12 protein-coding genes are annotated in these 18,360 nt (G+C 49.6%); 5 read left to right on the forward strand and 7 right to left on the reverse strand.

Features of this window, described 5'->3' with window-relative positions; genetic code table 11:
- Positions 1-466: 466 nt before the first annotated feature.
- The 3 genes from Q2J39_RS00615 to Q2J39_RS00625 all read right to left on the reverse strand — a co-directional run bounded on the left by Q2J39_RS00615 (position 467) and on the right by Q2J39_RS00625 (position 3,945).
- Positions 467-919 (reverse strand): hypothetical protein, encoded by a 453-nt coding sequence (locus Q2J39_RS00615; RefSeq protein WP_230268060.1) that lies wholly within the window; start codon positions 917-919, stop codon positions 467-469.
- A 71-nt stretch (positions 920-990) separates the two neighbouring features.
- The gene (locus tag Q2J39_RS00620) at positions 991-1,740 is read right to left on the reverse strand and encodes a Bax inhibitor-1/YccA family protein (protein WP_288338834.1); all 750 of its coding nucleotides are present in this window, start codon (positions 1,738-1,740) and stop codon (positions 991-993) included.
- Positions 1,741-2,181: 441 nt separating this feature from the next.
- Complete coding sequence (locus Q2J39_RS00625) at positions 2,182-3,945, reverse strand: hypothetical protein (protein WP_288338833.1); 1,764 nt, start codon at positions 3,943-3,945, stop codon at positions 2,182-2,184.
- A gap of 920 nt (positions 3,946-4,865) precedes the next feature.
- Between Q2J39_RS00625 and Q2J39_RS00630 the strand changes: the two genes are divergently transcribed.
- From Q2J39_RS00630 to Q2J39_RS00645, 4 genes are all read left to right on the forward strand, one after another.
- Positions 4,866-5,090 carry a hypothetical protein gene (locus tag Q2J39_RS00630; protein WP_230268057.1) on the forward strand — a complete coding sequence of 75 codons (225 nt, stop codon included), beginning with the start codon at positions 4,866-4,868 and terminating at the stop codon, positions 5,088-5,090.
- Between the two features lie 530 nt (positions 5,091-5,620).
- Complete coding sequence (locus Q2J39_RS00635) at positions 5,621-7,504, forward strand: DUF885 family protein (RefSeq protein ID WP_288338832.1); 1,884 nt, start codon at positions 5,621-5,623, stop codon at positions 7,502-7,504.
- 333 nt (positions 7,505-7,837) lie between these two features.
- Positions 7,838-8,362 (forward strand): GNAT family N-acetyltransferase, encoded by a 525-nt coding sequence (locus tag Q2J39_RS00640; protein WP_288338831.1) that lies wholly within the window; start codon positions 7,838-7,840, stop codon positions 8,360-8,362.
- Between the two features lie 17 nt (positions 8,363-8,379).
- Positions 8,380-8,637: a heavy-metal-associated domain-containing protein gene (locus Q2J39_RS00645; protein WP_288338830.1), complete on the forward strand. Its 258-nt coding sequence runs from the start codon at positions 8,380-8,382 to the stop codon at positions 8,635-8,637.
- 173 nt (positions 8,638-8,810) lie between these two features.
- On the opposite strand, the gene Q2J39_RS00650 is transcribed toward Q2J39_RS00645, so the two are convergent.
- The 3 genes from Q2J39_RS00650 to Q2J39_RS00660 all read right to left on the reverse strand — a co-directional run bounded on the left by Q2J39_RS00650 (position 8,811) and on the right by Q2J39_RS00660 (position 12,926).
- Entirely contained in the window at positions 8,811-10,505 is a 1,695-nt protein-coding gene (locus tag Q2J39_RS00650) for a proline--tRNA ligase (protein ID WP_288338829.1), read from the reverse strand.
- Between the two features lie 266 nt (positions 10,506-10,771).
- A complete protein-coding gene (locus Q2J39_RS00655) occupies positions 10,772-12,049 on the reverse strand; it encodes a U32 family peptidase (protein ID WP_288338828.1) in 1,278 nt (425 codons plus the stop codon).
- Positions 12,036-12,926: a U32 family peptidase gene (locus Q2J39_RS00660; RefSeq protein ID WP_230266860.1), complete on the reverse strand. Its 891-nt coding sequence runs from the start codon at positions 12,924-12,926 to the stop codon at positions 12,036-12,038. Before Q2J39_RS00660 ends, Q2J39_RS00655 begins: the two co-directional genes overlap by 14 nt.
- A gap of 289 nt (positions 12,927-13,215) precedes the next feature.
- On the opposite strand from Q2J39_RS00660, the gene Q2J39_RS00665 reads away from it, so the two are divergent.
- A complete protein-coding gene (locus tag Q2J39_RS00665; protein ID WP_288338827.1) occupies positions 13,216-14,232 on the forward strand; it encodes an aldose epimerase family protein in 1,017 nt (338 codons plus the stop codon).
- Between the two features lie 114 nt (positions 14,233-14,346).
- Here Q2J39_RS00665 and Q2J39_RS00670 read toward each other — a convergent pair whose 3' ends face one another.
- On the reverse strand, positions 14,347-18,015 hold the full coding sequence (locus Q2J39_RS00670; protein WP_288338826.1) for a glycoside hydrolase family 2 TIM barrel-domain containing protein: 3,669 nt from the start codon (positions 18,013-18,015) through the stop codon (positions 14,347-14,349).
- Between the last annotated feature and the right edge of the window lie 345 nt (positions 18,016-18,360).

An 18,360-nucleotide genomic window follows, 5' to 3' on the forward strand; every position in this document is an offset into this window, starting at 1 on the left:
AGGAACTAACCTGATTTGTAAGTGAGCTTGTGAAGCTTAAGTGAACAGCATTGATCCAATTGTTCATTTCAATATTCAGCGTTCGATGTTTCAGATGTGCAAATACAATAGACTTAACCGTTCCCTTAGAGCTCCGGTGCAAGAAGATACAGGAACAGCAGATGCAGTACCTGTACTGAATTTCGTGTTATCCCTGTCCGCTGCTGACATGCAGGGAATGAAGCGTTTTTCCGCATCAAAGACACGGTCCGGATCGATAACTGGAAAATCGGACAGTTTCGATATTTTCCACAGAAAAAGCGAGGGCAATCGGTATGTTTATGAGGAAAAATGCGAGAGAATTCAATCCCCTTGAGTTCATACTTCTTATCGTTGTCTGGTTCGTACTTGCTTTATCCTATGCAGTCTGGAAGAACTATATGATGGCTGTATCCATTTTTTTCTTCATCGCAACATTCGCAATTCGTCAGCTCTCTCCTGTAATACGCAGGCGTGCTGATAGCCTTAGGAAATGGATCCGCGTTTTTAAATGGCTGCATTTTCTTACCGGAATCGGGCTTCTGCTCTTACAAGCCACAGTGAAATCCATTTCTCCCTGTTCACAGGCTGCCTGTATTCTCATTCTTTTACTCGGCATCTGGAATCTGGTCTCTCCGAACAAAAGCCAGCCAGAACAATGATCTTCTCCACTTTCCAGACCAGCAGCGCCGCATTCGGATGCGGGTCCAATTTCCTGGCAATGCAATTCGATTTGCGCACTTCTGGATCCGTTCAAATAACGAAAAAAATACCCCATGCCTTGCTGGACATGGGGATCAGACGCCAGAATGCCGGCGTCTTTTTCATTTGGAAATCTGGATCGTGAGTACAGGCGAATGGCTGTTTTGTTAAAATCATCCGCCAAAAAGTAAAAGCGCATGGCTTAAGGACGACAGGAATCGGAAAACCTGCCTGTCACAAAAAGATTTCTCTGGAAAGGATGGCCTGCCGCTATTTGTGTGAAGACGAAGAACCGTTGCCGATCAGCGCCAGAACGCGCAGGAAAATGTTGATGAAATCCAGATAGAGTTCGAGCGCAAAGGAAATGCCAAGCCGGTCGAGCCATTCCTGCGATGCACAGACCGCCTGCATCTTTTTGTTCATACGATAAACATCCCAGGCGGTAATTCCGGTAAACAGAATCAGACCGATCGCGGAAAAGAGCTGCGTGGCTGCTGAAAAGCGGAAAATCAACATAATGACTTCACAGATGATCAGAGCCACCAGACCGACCAGACAGATCGGACCGATCTTATCAAGACGAATTTTGGAAAAGAAGCCCATCAGGCTCAGACAGCCAAAATAAATGGCACTGACCAGAAAAGCCGCAAAAATTGTCGATCCATTCCATACCGTGGCGAGTGTAGCCAGGGTTGCTCCGGTTAAAACGGAATACAGCAGAAACATGCCGCGCAAAGTTCCAATCGTGGCCGTATTCAGCTTTCGCGTAAAGAGGACTACGACAACGAGCTCGGCCAGAAACAGGGCCAGAAGAACAAAGGGATTATCGACGATCGGGTAAAGTTCAGGCTGAGCGAAAATAAAGGCTACAGCCGCACTGACGAGCAGTCCGAGAATCATCCATACATACGTCGTCGCAAACGCTTTTCGTACAGCGGCCTGATCGGGCTGAATGATGTGCTGATGAATCGTATGTTCACGCTCCGGATCCAGTACGGCCGGCATTGGGTATTCTTTCACTTTTCATTTCTCCACTTTCTGGATGGATCAAAAATCCATCCCTTTCTTTTTGGTTTGATTTTCGGCTTGCCCGGAACCGTGCTGTTCATGCGGAACGGATCCGAAGACAAATCGGGCTGGATAACAATCCTGCGTGCTCGTCCTTTCAGAATAACCAGAAAAACCGTTCTTTAAAGACTTCTTTTTCAATTGGATGCGATTTGAATGCTTTTATGGGGCGTTCAACCGGATCCATCCAGACCGTTCTGCGAAAAAAGGCTGGAAATACATGGCTTCCTTGGGTATGTACGGAAAATAATCCTTACCCTCTTCCCTGTCAAGAAGCATCAGTTTTCCCTGCAGACATCAAAAAAGACAGCCGAAGCTGTCTTTTCGAATGCCTCAATGCTTAAAACGAAGTCAGTCTGAGGATTCAGGAATCCAGTTCAGACCGATCGGGATTTATTCGGCGTCTTCAGCCGCAGCCTCCTGCACATCGACATCTTCAGCTGCTTCTGTTTCAGCAGCCTGATCGAGGATGAAGTCGAGCAGTTCCTTGGCTGCATCTTCGATGCCGGCACGGTTGGTCTTGTCAAAGCCCAGGTGGGTGTAAACCTGACCGAGGAATACGCCGTTGTCTTCGAGCGCCTTAACGGTATCGTCGATCAGCGGATCGCAGACTTCCTGACGCTGCATTGGACCAAACGGGTTGGCGAAGTACGTTTTGGACAGACCCTTTTCCTGGGTTGTGCCCAGAGCCATACGGGTTCCGGCTTTGCAGGTGGCCTTGAACTCGTCTGCAGGGAGTTCATCCATACCGCACTTGTCAGTGTAGTTGTTGGCATAGCAGTACAGGTCGATCGGATGGTTTTTCGTAATGAAAGAATAGGAGCTTGCCGGTACGACCATGCGGGCGTTCGGGTTTTCCGGAGCAAAGAAGATGGAGCGGTCCATATCTTTATACGGCGTACCTGGATCGAGGTCGTCCAGACGAATGAAGGCACCGGTTTCTGTACCCTGACCGTATGGAACGCCGTCTTCCATATGAATAGTTCCCATATCATCGAAGACAACCTGAACGTCCTTGATCAGATCGCGTCCGACGCTCTTGAGGGCTTCAATGGATTCGGACTTGCCTGCACCGGAGTCGCCCATCAGGATGATGCCTTTGGAACGGCCGTCCTTGAGAACAACGTTGACCATGGCACCGTGAATTGGCAGCCAGCCGCGTTCCATCATAGCGAGGTTGTGCAGCGTCAGTGCCATTTTCTTGAGGTAGCCGAAGTATTCCATACGCGGATGGTCGGAAATACGGCCGATCCAGATATCGTTGTCGGTATCGTGGTAGTACTTGGTCTCGTTCAGTCCGTCTTCGTTTCCGTAAATCATGATCAGATCCGGTTTGGTTTCGGACTCTTCCACAGTAGCCAGCTCAAACAGGTTGACCATGGAAAGGGCGAGCGCGATGTATTTGCAGTTGAAGTAAACAAAGCAGAGCAGTTTTCCGACTTTGATCGGGAGGCAGAACCATTCTTCCGTATTGATATACAGCATATCGAGCGGGTTGACATCGGTTTCTGTGAACATGCCAGTACGCTTGGAACTCGTTGGATGAAGAATCATCGGAGTACGGAGCATTACGGTATCGATCATCGGGATCTTATGCAGCGGGAGATAGTCTTCGGAGAAGGAATTGCGTACTTCATGAATGGAGAAGCAGGCGATGGTACCGGCCTGAACCTGGCGATATACCAGATTTGGACGTCCGGCGATCTTTTCCTGATACAGACGGTACGTACGCAGAATCAGGTCATTCAGGTTGGAGTCGCGGCGAACGAGCGTGTTGATTCCGAAGTCCGGCATATTGTTGGAGTTCATGAATCCAAAACGCTGCAGGGAACGCCAGCTGTGGTAAATCTCTTCGATAACATCCAGCAGCTGATGACGGTCTCTTTCGAGAGGATTATCGGAAAGTTCTTCGTAATCGAAAACAACGAGCAGACGGAAGAACTCAATCAGCTCCTGGGCCGCTTTTTTAGGAGTAAGCGTACCATCCTGAGTCAGATAGAGGTAAACCGCCGGGTTCGTTTCTTCTGTGATGCGAACAAAGTAAGTGATGAACTTTTCAAAAGTACGGCTTTTCAGAAGAGTCGCACGATCTTTCGGGTAGGCACGGTCGTAATTCAGAATCACCTGGCCGTTATAGATGCTGATTTTTTTAAGCATTTCGTTCCTTTCTGGACCGCTGCTCTCAAACTGTCGAAATCCTCTGTGCAAAAATGCAGATCGGAATCCGTTTGAGTTAGCGCGTCAAAACAATATCCAAATAATATCCTAATTCATTGTTTCTGTAAAACGGATCATGTATGGATCATGGACAAGCGTTTACATATGGTAGGCAAAAACAGTACGGGCTAAACAAAAACAAAACATTAATAACTGAATTACAGCTTTGCGCCTGCACACCAGACTGGATTTGCACAAAATTGAAGCCGGATTTGTCCAGGCGTCCTGTTCCTTTTTCCTTCTCTTTCGATCCTTTACGGAGAATAAAGCATACGGCATCCGCTTCAGCACCGTATTACGAGCGGTTTCAGCGGTCTTTATGGCTGAAAAGAGCGTTCCGCCAAAAAATGCGTAAAATGTGCAGGTGTCCTTTCAATGCGAGTACGAACTTGTGTTTCTTTCATGCACCATTCGTGCATGCGCGATCTGCTTCATCGAAAGGAAAGCCTTTTCAAAGACTGCCCTATAGAAAACCACAGGGATCAGCAAATTGTACAGGGATATGCTTTTTCATTTATTTTCCATGCGAATACGATAGGGATGAACAAATTATTTACGTATGTCAAGAGTTATTGTTCCACTTTTTTAGAATAATCCATGCATTTTTGCTTTTTTAATTAAGTCCGCTTCCCTCTTTGATCGTATAGCCTATGACAGAACAAAGGCATTAAGACTGACTCGTCATTCCCGCCTAATCCCTGCGCATGCACCTTCTATTCACATTCTGAGTAGGCAAATGTGCACGAGATGCGTTTTTCTTATTTTTGGTGCGTCCATGTTGCACACATGAATTATATCTGTTATCATATCCTTGTCAAAATCATTCGCGATGATTCTTATTCAATCAAAGGAGAATAGTTATGAATCATTTCAATTCAACATCTGCCGCTTCCACACCCGTTACCAACACGGATTCCTATACACGCACTTTCTTTGCCCGACTGAAAGATCGCTTTTTCCTCTTCTGTGAAGATCTTTGCGAAAAAGTCGAAAACGATACGCTGACCGTCAAAGAAGCTGGACGCCTGGCTCTGATCATCGCGGTTGCAGCCGAAGGCATCATCCTGCTCACCCGTCTGTTCTAATCGTCATCGTAAAATGAAAGACGCCCGGTTACGAAAGCTTCTCTTTTGGGCAAGCCCTTTCTTCCCGGCTCAGCAATACATACCATTGCCTGTCGCTCTCACTCGGCGGCGGCTGCCTTTCGAGATGACCGCGTTTCCTTATATTCATACAAATATATTCATACAAATCTATATCCATACAAATCCGGCTTTCCTGAAAAATTTTCTCTTCTCGATTGCATTCCACTGTCCATACCAGAACCCCTTTCTCTGGTCTTTCAAAATCTCTTACGAAAAACCTGTCTGTCTTCAAACAGCGAAGCAGACAGGTTTTTTGCATGCTTCCCGGATTCGAATCCAGATTTTTACCGTATGTAGAAAAGAAGCGCATTTTGACACAGCGAATTCCGAATTTTTCCCTTATCCAAGCCGTCTGAGTTTGGAAAAATTTAACCGCCCCCGTTCTCAATTCTTTGAACGGATACGCTATCATAGGAATACTGATGGGAATTGCGACCGGACTGGGCGTGTTCCCGTTTGAGGAGATTTATATGAAAAAATGGATACAAGTTTTCTTAATTTCGTTTCTCGCCCTTTCGCTGGCCGCCTGCTCCTGCGGGCCTTCCACGAATGGACCGACTCCGGGTCAGAATACGGAAGCCGTACCGGACGCGGAATTTACACAGTTTCTCGACGACTATCTGGTCGATTACTGTGAATTAAGCTATCTGAGCGTGCATCAGTATTTCCTTCATCCGGAAAACTATGGAATCGATCTTTCCAAATGCCCGATCACGCTGGGTTCTCCATTTCCGGAGTCCAAACGGATCGAGCTGAACGATAAGACATACGATCAGCTCAAGAAGTGGAATACATCTGCGCTTTCCAAAAAGAACCGCTGGATGTACGAACAGCTTCTTTGGGAATGCGAACGGTTCGAAAAGACTTCCGATGAGAAATTCGATTATATTGGAACGCCCTGGTCCATGGTCAACGGAATGCCTTCGAGCATGGTCACGCTTTTTTCCGAATACTCCCTCTACACAAAGGACGATCTGGAACCGCTGGAAAAACTGATCAATGATATGCCGCGCTATGTCGAGGAAAATCTCGAATATACGCGCAAGCAGGCCGAGCAGGATCTGTTTTCGATCTCATACGACAGCACGATGAAGACGATTGACGACGTTCTGAAAACCAAAGACGATTCTCCAGTTACAGAATCGCTTGAAGAAGAAATTGACGGACTGACCGATCTGAACGACGCCGAGAAGAAAGAGTGGAAAACCCGGATTAAAAAAGCGCTGGACACGTCTTTCTTCCCGTCGTACGAAACCATGAAAAAAGGCCTGGAAGAACTCAAGGACAAGAATAAGCCGCTTTCTGGCATGGCTTCCCTTCCAAACGGCAAGGAAGCCTACGAAGAGATTCTGAAAATGTACACGGGCATGGATATGTCGCCCGTCGAAATCAACAAGCAGGTTACGGAAGCCGTGCAGAACTGTCTGACGGAATACTCGCGCATTATTAATGAAAAGGAAGATGCAGCTTCCCTGATGAGCGAGCCGGAAACAACGTTCAGTTCCATTTCGGAAATTATCCCGTTCTTAAACGAACGCTATCCGGCTGTCTTCCCTCTCGTGGATGAAATGGACTATGAGGTAAAACCGCTGGCGCCCGAACAGTCGCAGGACGGCGTTCTCGCCTATTTCCTTGTCCCTCCAATCGACAGCACCGACACGTACGAAATCCGCTACAACGAGCGCGATTACGGCTCAAATCCGCAAAGCCTTTCTCTGTATGACACCTTTGCTCATGAGGGCATCCCGGGTCACATGTACCAGACGCAGTATTTAAAGGAACATGCCGCACACCCGCTCGAGTACATTCTCGGCACGCTGGGTACGCAGGAAGGCTACGCCACGTATGCGGCGCTCCAGACGCTGCCCTGGACGGGTATTGATGAAGATAAGCTGGAAGTGTGGGAGCTGTCCGAGCTTTTCTCCAACTACACCGTTCTGCTCATGGACTATCAGGTCAATTACGAAAACATCTCCCGTGAGGAGTTCGCGAAAAACTGGGGCGAAGGCACCGACAGCATTTACGATCGTCTCTGCCTCGATCCAGGCGTCTTCTACGCCTACTACTTTGACTGCATGAAACTGCTGGAACTCAACGACATCGCCAAAGAATCTCTTGGCGAAGACTACGATCCGGTGGAATTCCATACGGCTCTTCTCAATGCAGGCAACATGAACTTCAGCATTATTGAAGAAAGCGTACAGGACTATATTGACAGCGTACGCATGGGCACGTCCGATTCCGAGCTGCCTTCTACCGTTGTCAACGATCCGAATGCGAAGTCTTCGACATCCAGAAAGCCGAAGGATGACAACAAGGCTTCCGGATCCATGCAGATGAAGCCGGCAGACTGATCGAACTATCCCTTACGGTATTTCAATTTTCTGGTGCATTGCGCACACAAAAATCCAGATATGATATTCGAACGCTCCGCTCATCCAAAGGCCGGAGCGTTTTTCTGTACTTCATTTTTTCTGGTTTTTGGAACCGTTTCAGAGGCCGAAATCTCTTTGAAATCGCCTCAGTCTTCTTATCAAAGCTTCTTTGATTTGTAAGAAATCCATGGGCAATGCTACACTTTTTTCGCTGTCTTAACGCATGCTTTTCCAGTCCATTCCGCTCTGCAGAAAAACTCAATTCTGCACAGCGTCTCAAAAAACGAAAAAAACAGAAAGGAAGTCCTGTCCATGTCCGATCAAACAAATCCTGTCCATCCATCCAGTCGTATCGTACGAAATACAACACTGGACGATCTGGAAGCACTCCAGGCCATTTACGCCCATGCGCGCGTCTATATGAAAGCCAATGGCAATCCAAACCAGTGGAAAGACAATCGGCCTTCAGAGTCTTCCATCGTTTCCGATATTGAACATCACAACGCCTATGTCCTTGTAGAAGACGGCGAAATCATCGGCGCCTTTTCCATGATTCCCGGACCAGATCCCACGTATGCGGTGATCGAAAACGGAAGCTGGCTGAGCGATCTTCCCTACAGTGCCATTCATAAAATTGCTTCGTCCGGAACCCGTCCAGGCGTTTTTAAAACGCTGATCGAATTTTGCGAAAGCCGCAATCCGTCTTTACGTATCGATACCCATGCGGACAATCTCACCATGCAGCACCTGATTCAAAAAAACGGCTTTACAAAATGCGGAATCATTTATACCGATGACGGTACGCCCCGCATTGCCTACCAGAAAGATCTCATCTGAAAAAGGAGGCCCCCAATATGATTCAGACCGTTCTCAAAGTAGATGGAATGATGTGCGGCATGTGTAAAAGCCATCTCGCTGACACCGTTCGCAAAAACTTTACGGTTAAGAAAGTAACCGCGTCCCGGCGTAAAGGCACCATTGAAATTCTTTCCGAAAAGCCTCTTGATGAGGATCAGATCAAGTCCGTAATCGGCCAGGCAGGCTACGATCTGCGCGGCATTCAAAGCCATGAAGTAAAGTTCAGACGCGGATTTTTTGGCTTTCGAAAATAGGATCCGTTCTCTTTCTTCGATTTTTCTTTTCATCCATCGACATTCCATGAAAAAAGCGGTTTTCGCAAGAACACCGGCCAGATCCAATACTCTGGCTTGTGCCTTCAGCGAAAACCGCTTTTGGTTTACTGTTTTTTCAAAATGGCCGATTTGGCCAGATGAGCGAATTTGAATTATGCACCGTAAATCGAATCGAGCAGCGCTTCGAGCTGATCGAGTTCCACTTCGGATTTTTCTCCGGTTTTGCGGATGACGTATTCGGCTTTGCCGTCCTTAACGCCTTTACCGAACGTGATACGGTGCGGAATGCCGATCAGTTCCATATCCTTGAACTTAACGCCGGCACGCTCACTGCGGTCATCGAGGAGAACATCGTAGCCTTTGGAACGAGCATAGTCGTAGAGCTTGAGCGCCTGCGCTTTCTGTTCTTCGTCTTTCATGGAAACGATAACGAGCGCTACCCGGAACGGAGCAAGTTCATCCGGCCAGATCAGGCCGTATTCGTCATTGTGCTGATCCGCAACCGCTGCCATGCAGCGTTCCAGACCGATACCGTACGATCCCATCCATACTGGTCTGAGCTGGTTGTTCTGGTCGGAATAGTACAGATCCATCGCCTTGGAATACTTCTCACCCAGTTTGAACAGGTTGCCGACTTCGATACCGTGCTCAAATGTCAGTTTATGACCGCATTTCGGGCAGAGGTCGCCTTCACGAACCTGTGTCAGATCCGCTACCGCCGTCGGTGTGAACTGGGAAAGGTTGACGTTTTTGAAGTGGTAGTCGTCTTCGTTGGCGCCGACGATGAAGTTTTTGTAATGGGCAACCTGACGATCCATGTAAATCGGCAGGTTCAGGCAGACAGGACCTGCAAAGCCGATGCGTGCCCCGGTAGCTGCCTTAACTTCTTCCGGAGTAGCCAGATTCAGTTCGATCGCGCCAAGAAGCTTGCCGGCTTTGGTCTCATTCAGTTCGCGGTCGCCCGGGAGAACGAAAGCAACCAGATTGCCGTCTGCGTTGTAAATGAGCGTTTTAATGAAGTCTTCCGGTCTCTTGCCCAGGAATGTGCTGACTTCTTCGATCGTACCCGCATTCGGGGTATAGATCTTTTCCATTTCGAGCTCTTCAGCCGGATCGTCTTCCATCGTATCGATGACTTCGGTAATTTCTTCGTTGCTGGAGAAATCGCAGCTTTCGCATCCGACAACAATATCTTCGCCGATGCTGGAAATCGCCTGATATTCTTCCGAAAGCAGACCGCCCATCAAACCGGTATCGGCCTTAACGATTTTGTAGTTCAGATCCAGACGGTCGAAAATTTTGCAGTAGGCGTCGTACATATTGGCATAAGAAACGTCCAGACCTTCGAGATCCTTATCGAACGAATAGGCGTCCTTCATGATAAACTCACGCACACGGATCAGACCGTAGCGCGGTCTGGTTTCATCGCGGTATTTGGTCTGGATCTGGTACAGGTTGTACGGGAAATCTTTCCAGGACTTGCCGTCCATCGCTGCGCACATCGCAAACAGTTCTTCATGCGTAGGACCAAGCACGTATTTTTTGTCATAACGGTCTTTCAGGGCAAACATGTTCGCGCCAAATGCCTCGCGGCGTCCGCTGGAAACATAAACGTCCTCCGGGACCAGCGCCGGCATGAGCAGTTCCTGCGCGCCATGGCTGTCCATCTCTTCACGGACTACATTTTCAATTTTGGCAAGAACGCGTTTTCCCATCGGCAGAATAATATAGATACCATTGGAAAGTTTCTTGATCATCCCTGCGCGGGCGAGAAGATTGGACGATACGGAATCTTCATCTTTCACGTTTTCACGCAGAGTAAAGAAATAGCTGTTGGATAATTTCATATTTGTTCAGGATCTTTTCAGGCAGACTTTCCTTTCTTCTAATGCGATCCTGAAATCGTCTGCCTGTTCAGTCTATCGAAATTTGTTCGTCCTGTGCGGGTGCGGGCTGCATTTTTTCATAAACCGGTTTAAAATCGAATCTTTCTTAGCCTCTGACTCTTCAAAAAAGAAGAGAGAAAGAGCCAAAAAACCGAAAGCGGCCTGATCTTTTCCTTTATGAAAAGACGAACAAAGGATTTATCAAATTATAAAAAGAATCGAGCACATTACCCCCGCAGGGGATTTGGCTTGCCGCAGCTGCCGTCTTTGGCTTCCGTTTCCGGTTTGTCCGGCATCGATAAGCGCTGCTTGCGAATCATGCTTCCCGGTCTGGCGGGCTGATTCCAGCGAATTCGTACGATTTCCATCGGGTGGGAACATACGGACTTGGGCAGACCGTCGAGCGTCTGGATTTCGTCAATCGTCTGCGGATACGGAGCGATTCCCGGTCCAAACAGTTCGACCGGCGTTCCGGCTTCGAAATGGTTTTTGACCTGAATTTTCATCCAGCCATCTCTTGGCTCTTCCAGAACGTAGCCAATGTATTCCTGGGTGACCGATTCATCGTGTCTTCGATACAGCTGTACGTTCTGATCGGGCAGTCCATTATAAAAGCCTGGACCCGCCGGACGATTTTCCGCCCGGGCCAGTTCCGCGGAAATCTCGGCTAAAAATTCCTGCGTAATCGTCTGTCCGCTTTCGATGGCATCGATCAGGCGGCGATACGCCCCGACCACCACGGCCAGGTAGTAATCCGACTTCATGCGTCCTTCGATTTTGAGCGAAGCGACGCCCGCATGAATCAGGCGTTCAATATATTTTGCTGCCTGCAAATCCCGGCTCGACATCGAATACGGGGTTTCGTCGCGGCTGATTTTTTCATTCTGTTCGTCAAAGAGTTCGTATTTCCACCGACAGCTCTGCGCGCAGCCGCCGCGGTTGGCATCGCGGTCCGTCATATGATTGGATAGCACGCAGCGCCCGGAATAGGAAATGCACATGCCGCCGTGAATGAAAACTTCAATCGGCATAATGTCCTGCGCACAAATCGCCTCGATACTGTCCAGATTCGTTTCGCGTCCTAAGACAACACGTTCAACGCCCTGTCTTTTCCAGAAGCGAACGGCAGCCGAATTGAGAATGGAGCGCTGCGTGGAAATGTGCACTTCAAACTGGCGGCCGTCCATGTGGAGCGCGTGCGTAATGATCGTAGGCGAAGCGCTGATGATCGCGTCAATTCCCGCGTCGTTTAACGCACGCAAATAGTCGTCCAGTCCCTGCAGATCGTCCGGATGCGGAATGATATTGACCGTGACATGCACTTTCGAATGGTGCTCGTGGGCAAACGTACAGAGCTCGGCGATCTGGTCCAGAGAAAAGTTCGAAGCCCTGGAGCGCAGAGAAAACGACTGGCCGCCGATATAGACCGCGTTGGCTCCATAAAGGATTGCGGTTTTTGCTTTCGAAAGATTGCCGGCCGGAGCAAGCAGTTCAACGTGTTCCATGGCTTTTCTCCTTTCGAATTAATGACGAGCTTTTCCAAATCGTACTGGAAATCGCCTCTTTCTGCTTGGGACTCAGAGCATCCGTTCCTTCAGTCAGCAGCGTTCGATACGCCTTAAGCATGTCGAGTCCCCAGGTGTTGCCCATGAGCAGACAGTCAATGCGATAGCGCTGCAGTCCGGCTTCCCGCAAAGGAAGCAGATATTCGCCCGCCTGGAACACTTCATCGGAAAGAACATGAGTTCCCAGATGATCCTGCCAAACCGGCATGCGTCCGTGACGGTTCATTTCCCGAAGGGTATACAGACGGCCCTCCTGAAAGTCTTCAGGCTTTTCGATCTGATGGAGATAATTGGAGAGCAGTCCTCTTCGGCTTTCCATCCAGGAATAATGGCCGGCACAAAGCAGTTCGCAGCTTGGACACGTTTTTACGCAGGCAATCAGTTCCGCTTCACTTAGTTCATGCGAAAGCGACTGCGCTTGTGTTCCCTGTCTGGCAAAGAAACTGGCGTCTTCCCCGCTGCAAAGCAGCGTTTCCGGCTGAACAATCAGAAGAGAAAGCGTTTCTGGATTGTACGCGTACGCAATTTCCAGCCAGCCGTCATCCGCGACATACAGGCCGTCGACACCCATCTTCGCCAGCTGTCCAAACGCCTCTGTGCAGGCTTGCAGTCTGGGCTGCTCGATCATGGCTAAGAGGTTGATATACACCTGAATTCCCGCTTCATGCATGCGCCTGACCAGCGCGGGGAGCTGATTCCAATCCGTTACGGCTCGCGTACGGGCGCAAAAGGGTTCTATGCCAAGAACGATCGCATCGGGTCTGGCTTCGATTATGGTCTCCAGATCTTCCAGACTGTCCAGAGCAAGAATGAACATACGGACTCCTCCATTTCCTTTCCATTATAATTACTGACTTCAGCCTGTCCAATTTCACAGACCGGCCGCTTTTCCATCCCTGTACCCCGACCCGTCCGAGTCTGGTCGTACTGGCACATTCCAATATTTATTCATCTGGGATTGTCTTGTCTTTGCCTCAGTCGCCTGACGGATCGGGCAGCGACAGTCTGACTGCGAACCCGTTTTTCGAAAGCCTTTTCAACCTTTTGTACTTTTCCTGAACAGATCTGGCTACAATGATAGACGGATAGAAAAAGGAAGGAGCTGCATGCTCATGATTAAACTGCTTGAAAAACGTCCGGACGGAATCTGTCTGTACGAAATGGAAAACGATCAGCTGCGCGTTCTCGTTACCAGCTATGGCGTAACGCTGATTGAGATCGACATGAAAGACGAAAACCAGAAGAAGACGAATGTCATTCTGGGTTACGAAACGATCGATGACTATATGGCAAAATCCGGCACCTATTTTGGTGCGCTGGTCGGCCGTGTCTGCAATCGTCTGGCCAACGGCGAATACACGCTCAACGGCAAGCACTACCATGCTGCCGTTAATAACGGTCCCAACTCCCTGCATGGCGGTCTGGAAGGATTTTCCTACAAAAACTTCGATTCAAAAATCGAAGGCGACAAGCTGATCTTCACCTACGTTTCCAAAGACGGCGAAGAAGGCTATCCCGGAACGCTCACGCTCCACTGCACGCTCGAACTTGTCGACAATACTCTGCGTATTTCCTACGATGCCAAGTCCGATGCCGATACGCTGCTCAACCTCACCCAGCACACCTACTTCAACCTCAACGGCATGGAGGAAGATGCGGGCGATCATTTGATGAAAATTTCGGCCATTCGTCATGGTCTCGTCGATCCGGATGGCCTTTGCATGGGCAAGTTCCGGGAAGTGGAAGGCACACCGCTCGATTTCCGCGACTTTGCACCCGTGAAACAGGGCTTTGATCAGAGCGACTGGAACGTGAAAAACGCCAACGGCATCGACCACCATTTTGTTCTCGAAACCGGATCCCCGGCTCTGATCCTCACCGATCCGAAATCCGGACGAACCGTAGAAGTCGAAACGACTCTGCCGGGCGTTCAGGTCTACTCCGCCAACTACGTGGAAAATCACCCGGGCCGCGACGGCAAAACTTATAACCAGCACTGGGGCGTAGCGGTCGAACCGCAAATGCTCCCCGACTCCATTCACAATCAGGAACATCCCGATGTCATCCTCAAAAAGGATGAACCGTTCCACGAAGAAATTTTGTATCGTTTCTATACGAAATAATGATTTCCTGCCAAAAAGACAGCCGGCTTCCCGCAAGGGAGACCGGCTGTTTTCATTTGGGGCTGAATCGTCGCTTAATTCTTGTTTCTAAGCAGGATTTTAATCGGCTCCGGCTTACTTTTTCTTTCGGCGGGCCTTGAACAGACGACGGCGCTTTGCCTTCTCCTTGGCAATCGAAGGCTCATGTTTCACCGGTCCTTCTTCTGCTTTTGTTTCCGGCTGGGAAGGCTCTTTCACCGAATCGACATCTTTTGCGGAATCGGCTTTCTCATCTGCTGCGGCAGGAACCGCATCTTCTTCGGACTCGACTTTACCAGAAGTCTCATCTGCTGAAGCTTCGTCGGACTTCTCTTCTTTCGCATCCATTTTCTCTGTCGATTGAGCGGACGTGTCTTCGTCCGTTTTCGATTCGTTCGGATTGGATGCAGGCGTTGCTGCCGTCTCTTCAGCATTCTGTTCCTCGCTAGGTTCTTCGAGGATTTTCTGGGCGATCTGCAGCACGTCAAACGTCAGTTCCTCTTGCGGATCGGCTTCGAGCGGGGAGGGCTGATCTTCATCATTCGTCTTTTCCAGAGTCAGATCGACCAGAACGGATTCGGTTTCCGTCTTTTTGGAACTGCTTGTATCCATCTCAGCCGTTTCGACCTTTGTCTCATCGGTTTCTTTCACTTCTTCTTTGCTCAAGATCTGCGTACTGATCTGCTCTTCAGGCGTCGTCGTATCGTCCAGTGTTCCTTCTTCTTCGATTTCAGACGAATCCGAAGACGCACTCGGTGTTTCTTCTTCGATTTTCTGAAGATCGCTTTGACGATCCGGGAGGTCGCCAAACGTAATCATGAAGTTGACCATACGATACTTCGAGGCGCTCAGGCGATCGCGCGGATCGGTCGGCGTCATCCAGGAATCGATGCCGCCCACGCCCATATGTTCGGAAGCAATCCGGACATACGTACCGGTGGAGAATCCAAGTTCTTCCTGGTGATCGGCTTCTTCGAGCTGTTCAAACGAATACGGCAATACCGAAACTTCCAGCGGCTGTGCGATCCGGCTGAAGCGGATCTTTTCGTCGTGGTCGAACAGAGTCAGATCCCGCACGCCGGTACGGTTTCCAGTTTCCTGCGGACGAAGATAGGGCTGTACGTTGTTGGACGCCGTATCTTCAAAAACATCCAGACGGGCACCGACCGAACGGTCACAGTAGTTTTCCATCGGCCCGTAGCCGTAATACTGGAAATGATCCGCAGCTTTCGGCAGTTTGAATTCCATGCCAAAGACCGGCAGATCCGGCAAATAGCGGCTTGGCGACATTTCCAGTTTCACGCCAAGAATGCCTGGCGCGCTGACCAGATACGTCAGGGTGCACTTGTTATTGTTGAGCGGATACGGCAGGCCGATTTCATACGTGATCTGCGCATAGCCCAGTTCTTCGTCAATCTGGATTTCCCGGCTGATGGCTCTCGAAAAGAGCGATGCACTGTACCAGATCGCCGATCCCTGATCGAAGTCGCTGCCGCGGTCATTATCGGTCCAGGCGTGAGCGAATACGGGTCGAGGCATGGCCTGCAGCCATTCCTGATCGCCGCTTTTCATGGATACAAGTCCCTTCTGGCTGAACAGGAAGCGGACGTTTTCGAATTCCGCACCGAAGTATTCTTTGCCCTGCACAAACTTCATGCCTTTGCCAAGCAGCGTGGAATGGCGGAGTCCAGACAGAACGTGCTGTCCAAACGAGACTTCATGACCGGCTTTGGCCCAGGGCTGATCGTTCTTCAAAATGGCGGAAACGGTCAGTACGCTTTCTCCCTGATACTGTTCCCAGTTCAGCGGGATATGGCGATGTCGGCCCGGTTCGATCCGGACTTCAAATTCGGTCTGTCCGACAATCTGATCGCGGACTTTCTGGGTCGCGATAAAGCGGTAGCCGTTTGTGTTTTCAAAGAGATTGTTATTGAGAATATCGACGCCGGTTTCGTTAGGAACAATGCGAATCGGGGCGTACAGCGCTTTGACTTCCTGCATTTTGGCAGAAGGGGTATGGTCCGCAAACAAAATGCCGTTGCCGCTGAAGCTGCCGTTGTTGGGAAAATCGCCAAAGTCGCCGCCATACCCAATCATCGAAACCCCGTTCTTTTCGGTCGGCATAGCCTGATCGGCAAAGTCCCAGATAAAACCGCCCTGATACTGGCGGTACGTCTCGAGCTGGGCATAGCGGAACATGCCGCCCAGAGAGTTGCCCATCGCGTGCACGTATTCGCAAAGAATGACCGGTTTCTCCGGCTTGGAAAGCAGGATCGATTCAATTTCTGCCGGTGACGCGTACATGCGGCTGATGATATCGGTGCAACCGCTGTAATCCTCATTGCGGAAGCAGCTCTCATAATGAACCGGACGATCCGGATCGGCCAGACGCAGCCAGGCGGCTTCTTCAAGCAGATTGTCGCCGTACCAGCTTTCGTTGCCTAAAGACCAGATCAGGATGGACGGATGGTTTTTGTCCCGCTCGTACATCGCCTGCGCGCGTTCGAGAACCGGCTTGCGCCATTCGGGCGAATCGCCGGGCAGCGGATTGGTCGGCTCTTCCGTAAAGCCAGCCTGCCACGTCCCGTGCGTTTCCAGATTGGCTTCATCCATCACGTACAGACCGTACTGATCCGCCAGATCGTACAGAGCGTCCTGATTCGGATAGTGCGAAGTCCGGATGGCATTGATGTTGTTCTGCTTCATCAAAATCAGATCCGCTTCGATTTCTTCGGGAGTCTGAACGCGGCCTTTGCCATAGGAAAACTCATGCCGGTTTACGCCATGAAGCATCAGACGCTTTCCGTTTAAAAGCATGATGCCGTCCTTAATTTCGATGGAGCGGATGCCGACGTTCTGATGAATCGTTTCGGCGATCTGACCATCGGCATCGAGTACATCGATTTCAAGGGTATACAGATCCGGCCGTTCTGCGGACCAGGGATGGAAATCATCGAGCGTCAGCTTAATGGAACGCGATTCAACGGTCTGCGAAAACATGAGCGATCCAGCGGGATCGAAAAGACGCAGAGCGAAGCTTTGCGCGTCGTGATCCGCAATCTGTACAAGAATGGAGGCCGTGCTGTCGGTATCGGAAATGCGGGTGCGTACGGAAAGATCTTCCACATACGCCGACCCATGTCCCTGAAGTTCTACATTGCGGAAAATGCCTCCAAAGCGGAAAAAGTCCTGATCTTCCAGCCACGATCCGCTCGAAAACTGGAAGACGAGAACCGCCAGACGGTTCCCCTTCTCTTTTAAAAGCGAGGTAACGTCAAAAGCGGACGGTGTAAACGAATCAGTCGAATAGCCGACAAATTCCCCGTTCAGCCACACGTAAAAGGCGCTTTCCACGCCATGAAAAACGAGATCCACCTGCTCTCTGGCCAGCGTTTCATCCAGATCAAAGTCCAGAACATAGCGCATGTGCGGATTGCGGGACCAGACTTTTCCATACGGTACCTCTTCCTGTCCATCCCATGGGTAGGCAGTATTGGTGTACTGATTTTTTCCATAGCCCTGCGTCTGAAAATGGGCCGGCACGAGGACATCGTCAAAATCCGAAACATCCGTCGAATTCAAAACGAAACTTTCCGAAAGCGTGGGCGAAACATCCTGTTCTTCACTGTAGGCGCCTTTCCAGACACCGTTTAAAGACTGAATGGCCGTATGTTCAGGAATGGAACGCTTGAGCGAAGCGTGCGGCGGTTTTCGGTTGACCTGGGTCACATTTGGGGTTTCCAGCCATTTTATGGAAACGTTCATAACTAAGCTTTTCTCCTTATCCAAAGCGGCTCTGCCCTTGCATTGTGCATCGGAAGACGAAGTATTTCATAAATCCGGAACGATAATGAATTCAAGGAATCCTTTTAAGTCCAGTCTTTCCGCATAAAACCGATCCAGACAGAGCAGTTTATATCACATGTAAGCTTCGGGCATCGTTCGACCGTTCTGATTTTTCTCGTTGGGTCCGTTCGAAACGATCGTAAGAACTCCAAGAACAGAAGCAGCTGTCAGGCTGATCGCGATTTGCACAAAGCTTTCATGATTTTTGCCTGTGTATGTTTATTTTATTACATACAGAGACAATGTCGATGTCCAGCCCTGTGG

The organism is uncultured Allobaculum sp., assembly GCF_948576815.1.
GTDB lineage: Bacteria > Bacillota_I > Bacilli_A > Erysipelotrichales > Erysipelotrichaceae > Allobaculum > Allobaculum fili.

Coding starts and splice junctions, on each gene's coding strand:
- Q2J39_RS00640 (WP_288338831.1), top strand. CDS start 7,838: ATGTCCGATCAAACAAATCCTGTCCATCCATCCAGTCGTATCGTACGA.
- Q2J39_RS00660 (WP_230266860.1), bottom strand. CDS start 12,926: ATGTTCATTCTTGCTCTGGACAGTCTGGAAGATCTGGAGACCATAATC.
- Q2J39_RS00625 (WP_288338833.1), bottom strand. CDS start 3,945: ATGCTTAAAAAAATCAGCATCTATAACGGCCAGGTGATTCTGAATTAC.
- Q2J39_RS00665 (WP_288338827.1), top strand. CDS start 13,216: ATGCTCATGATTAAACTGCTTGAAAAACGTCCGGACGGAATCTGTCTG.
- Q2J39_RS00655 (WP_288338828.1), bottom strand. CDS start 12,049: ATGGAACACGTTGAACTGCTTGCTCCGGCCGGCAATCTTTCGAAAGCA.
- Q2J39_RS00670 (WP_288338826.1), bottom strand. CDS start 18,015: ATGAACGTTTCCATAAAATGGCTGGAAACCCCAAATGTGACCCAGGTC.
- Q2J39_RS00630 (WP_230268057.1), top strand. CDS start 4,866: ATGAATCATTTCAATTCAACATCTGCCGCTTCCACACCCGTTACCAAC.
- Q2J39_RS00650 (WP_288338829.1), bottom strand. CDS start 10,505: ATGAAATTATCCAACAGCTATTTCTTTACTCTGCGTGAAAACGTGAAA.
- Q2J39_RS00635 (WP_288338832.1), top strand. CDS start 5,621: ATGAAAAAATGGATACAAGTTTTCTTAATTTCGTTTCTCGCCCTTTCG.
- Q2J39_RS00645 (WP_288338830.1), top strand. CDS start 8,380: ATGATTCAGACCGTTCTCAAAGTAGATGGAATGATGTGCGGCATGTGT.
- Q2J39_RS00615 (WP_230268060.1), bottom strand. CDS start 919: ATGCGCTTTTACTTTTTGGCGGATGATTTTAACAAAACAGCCATTCGC.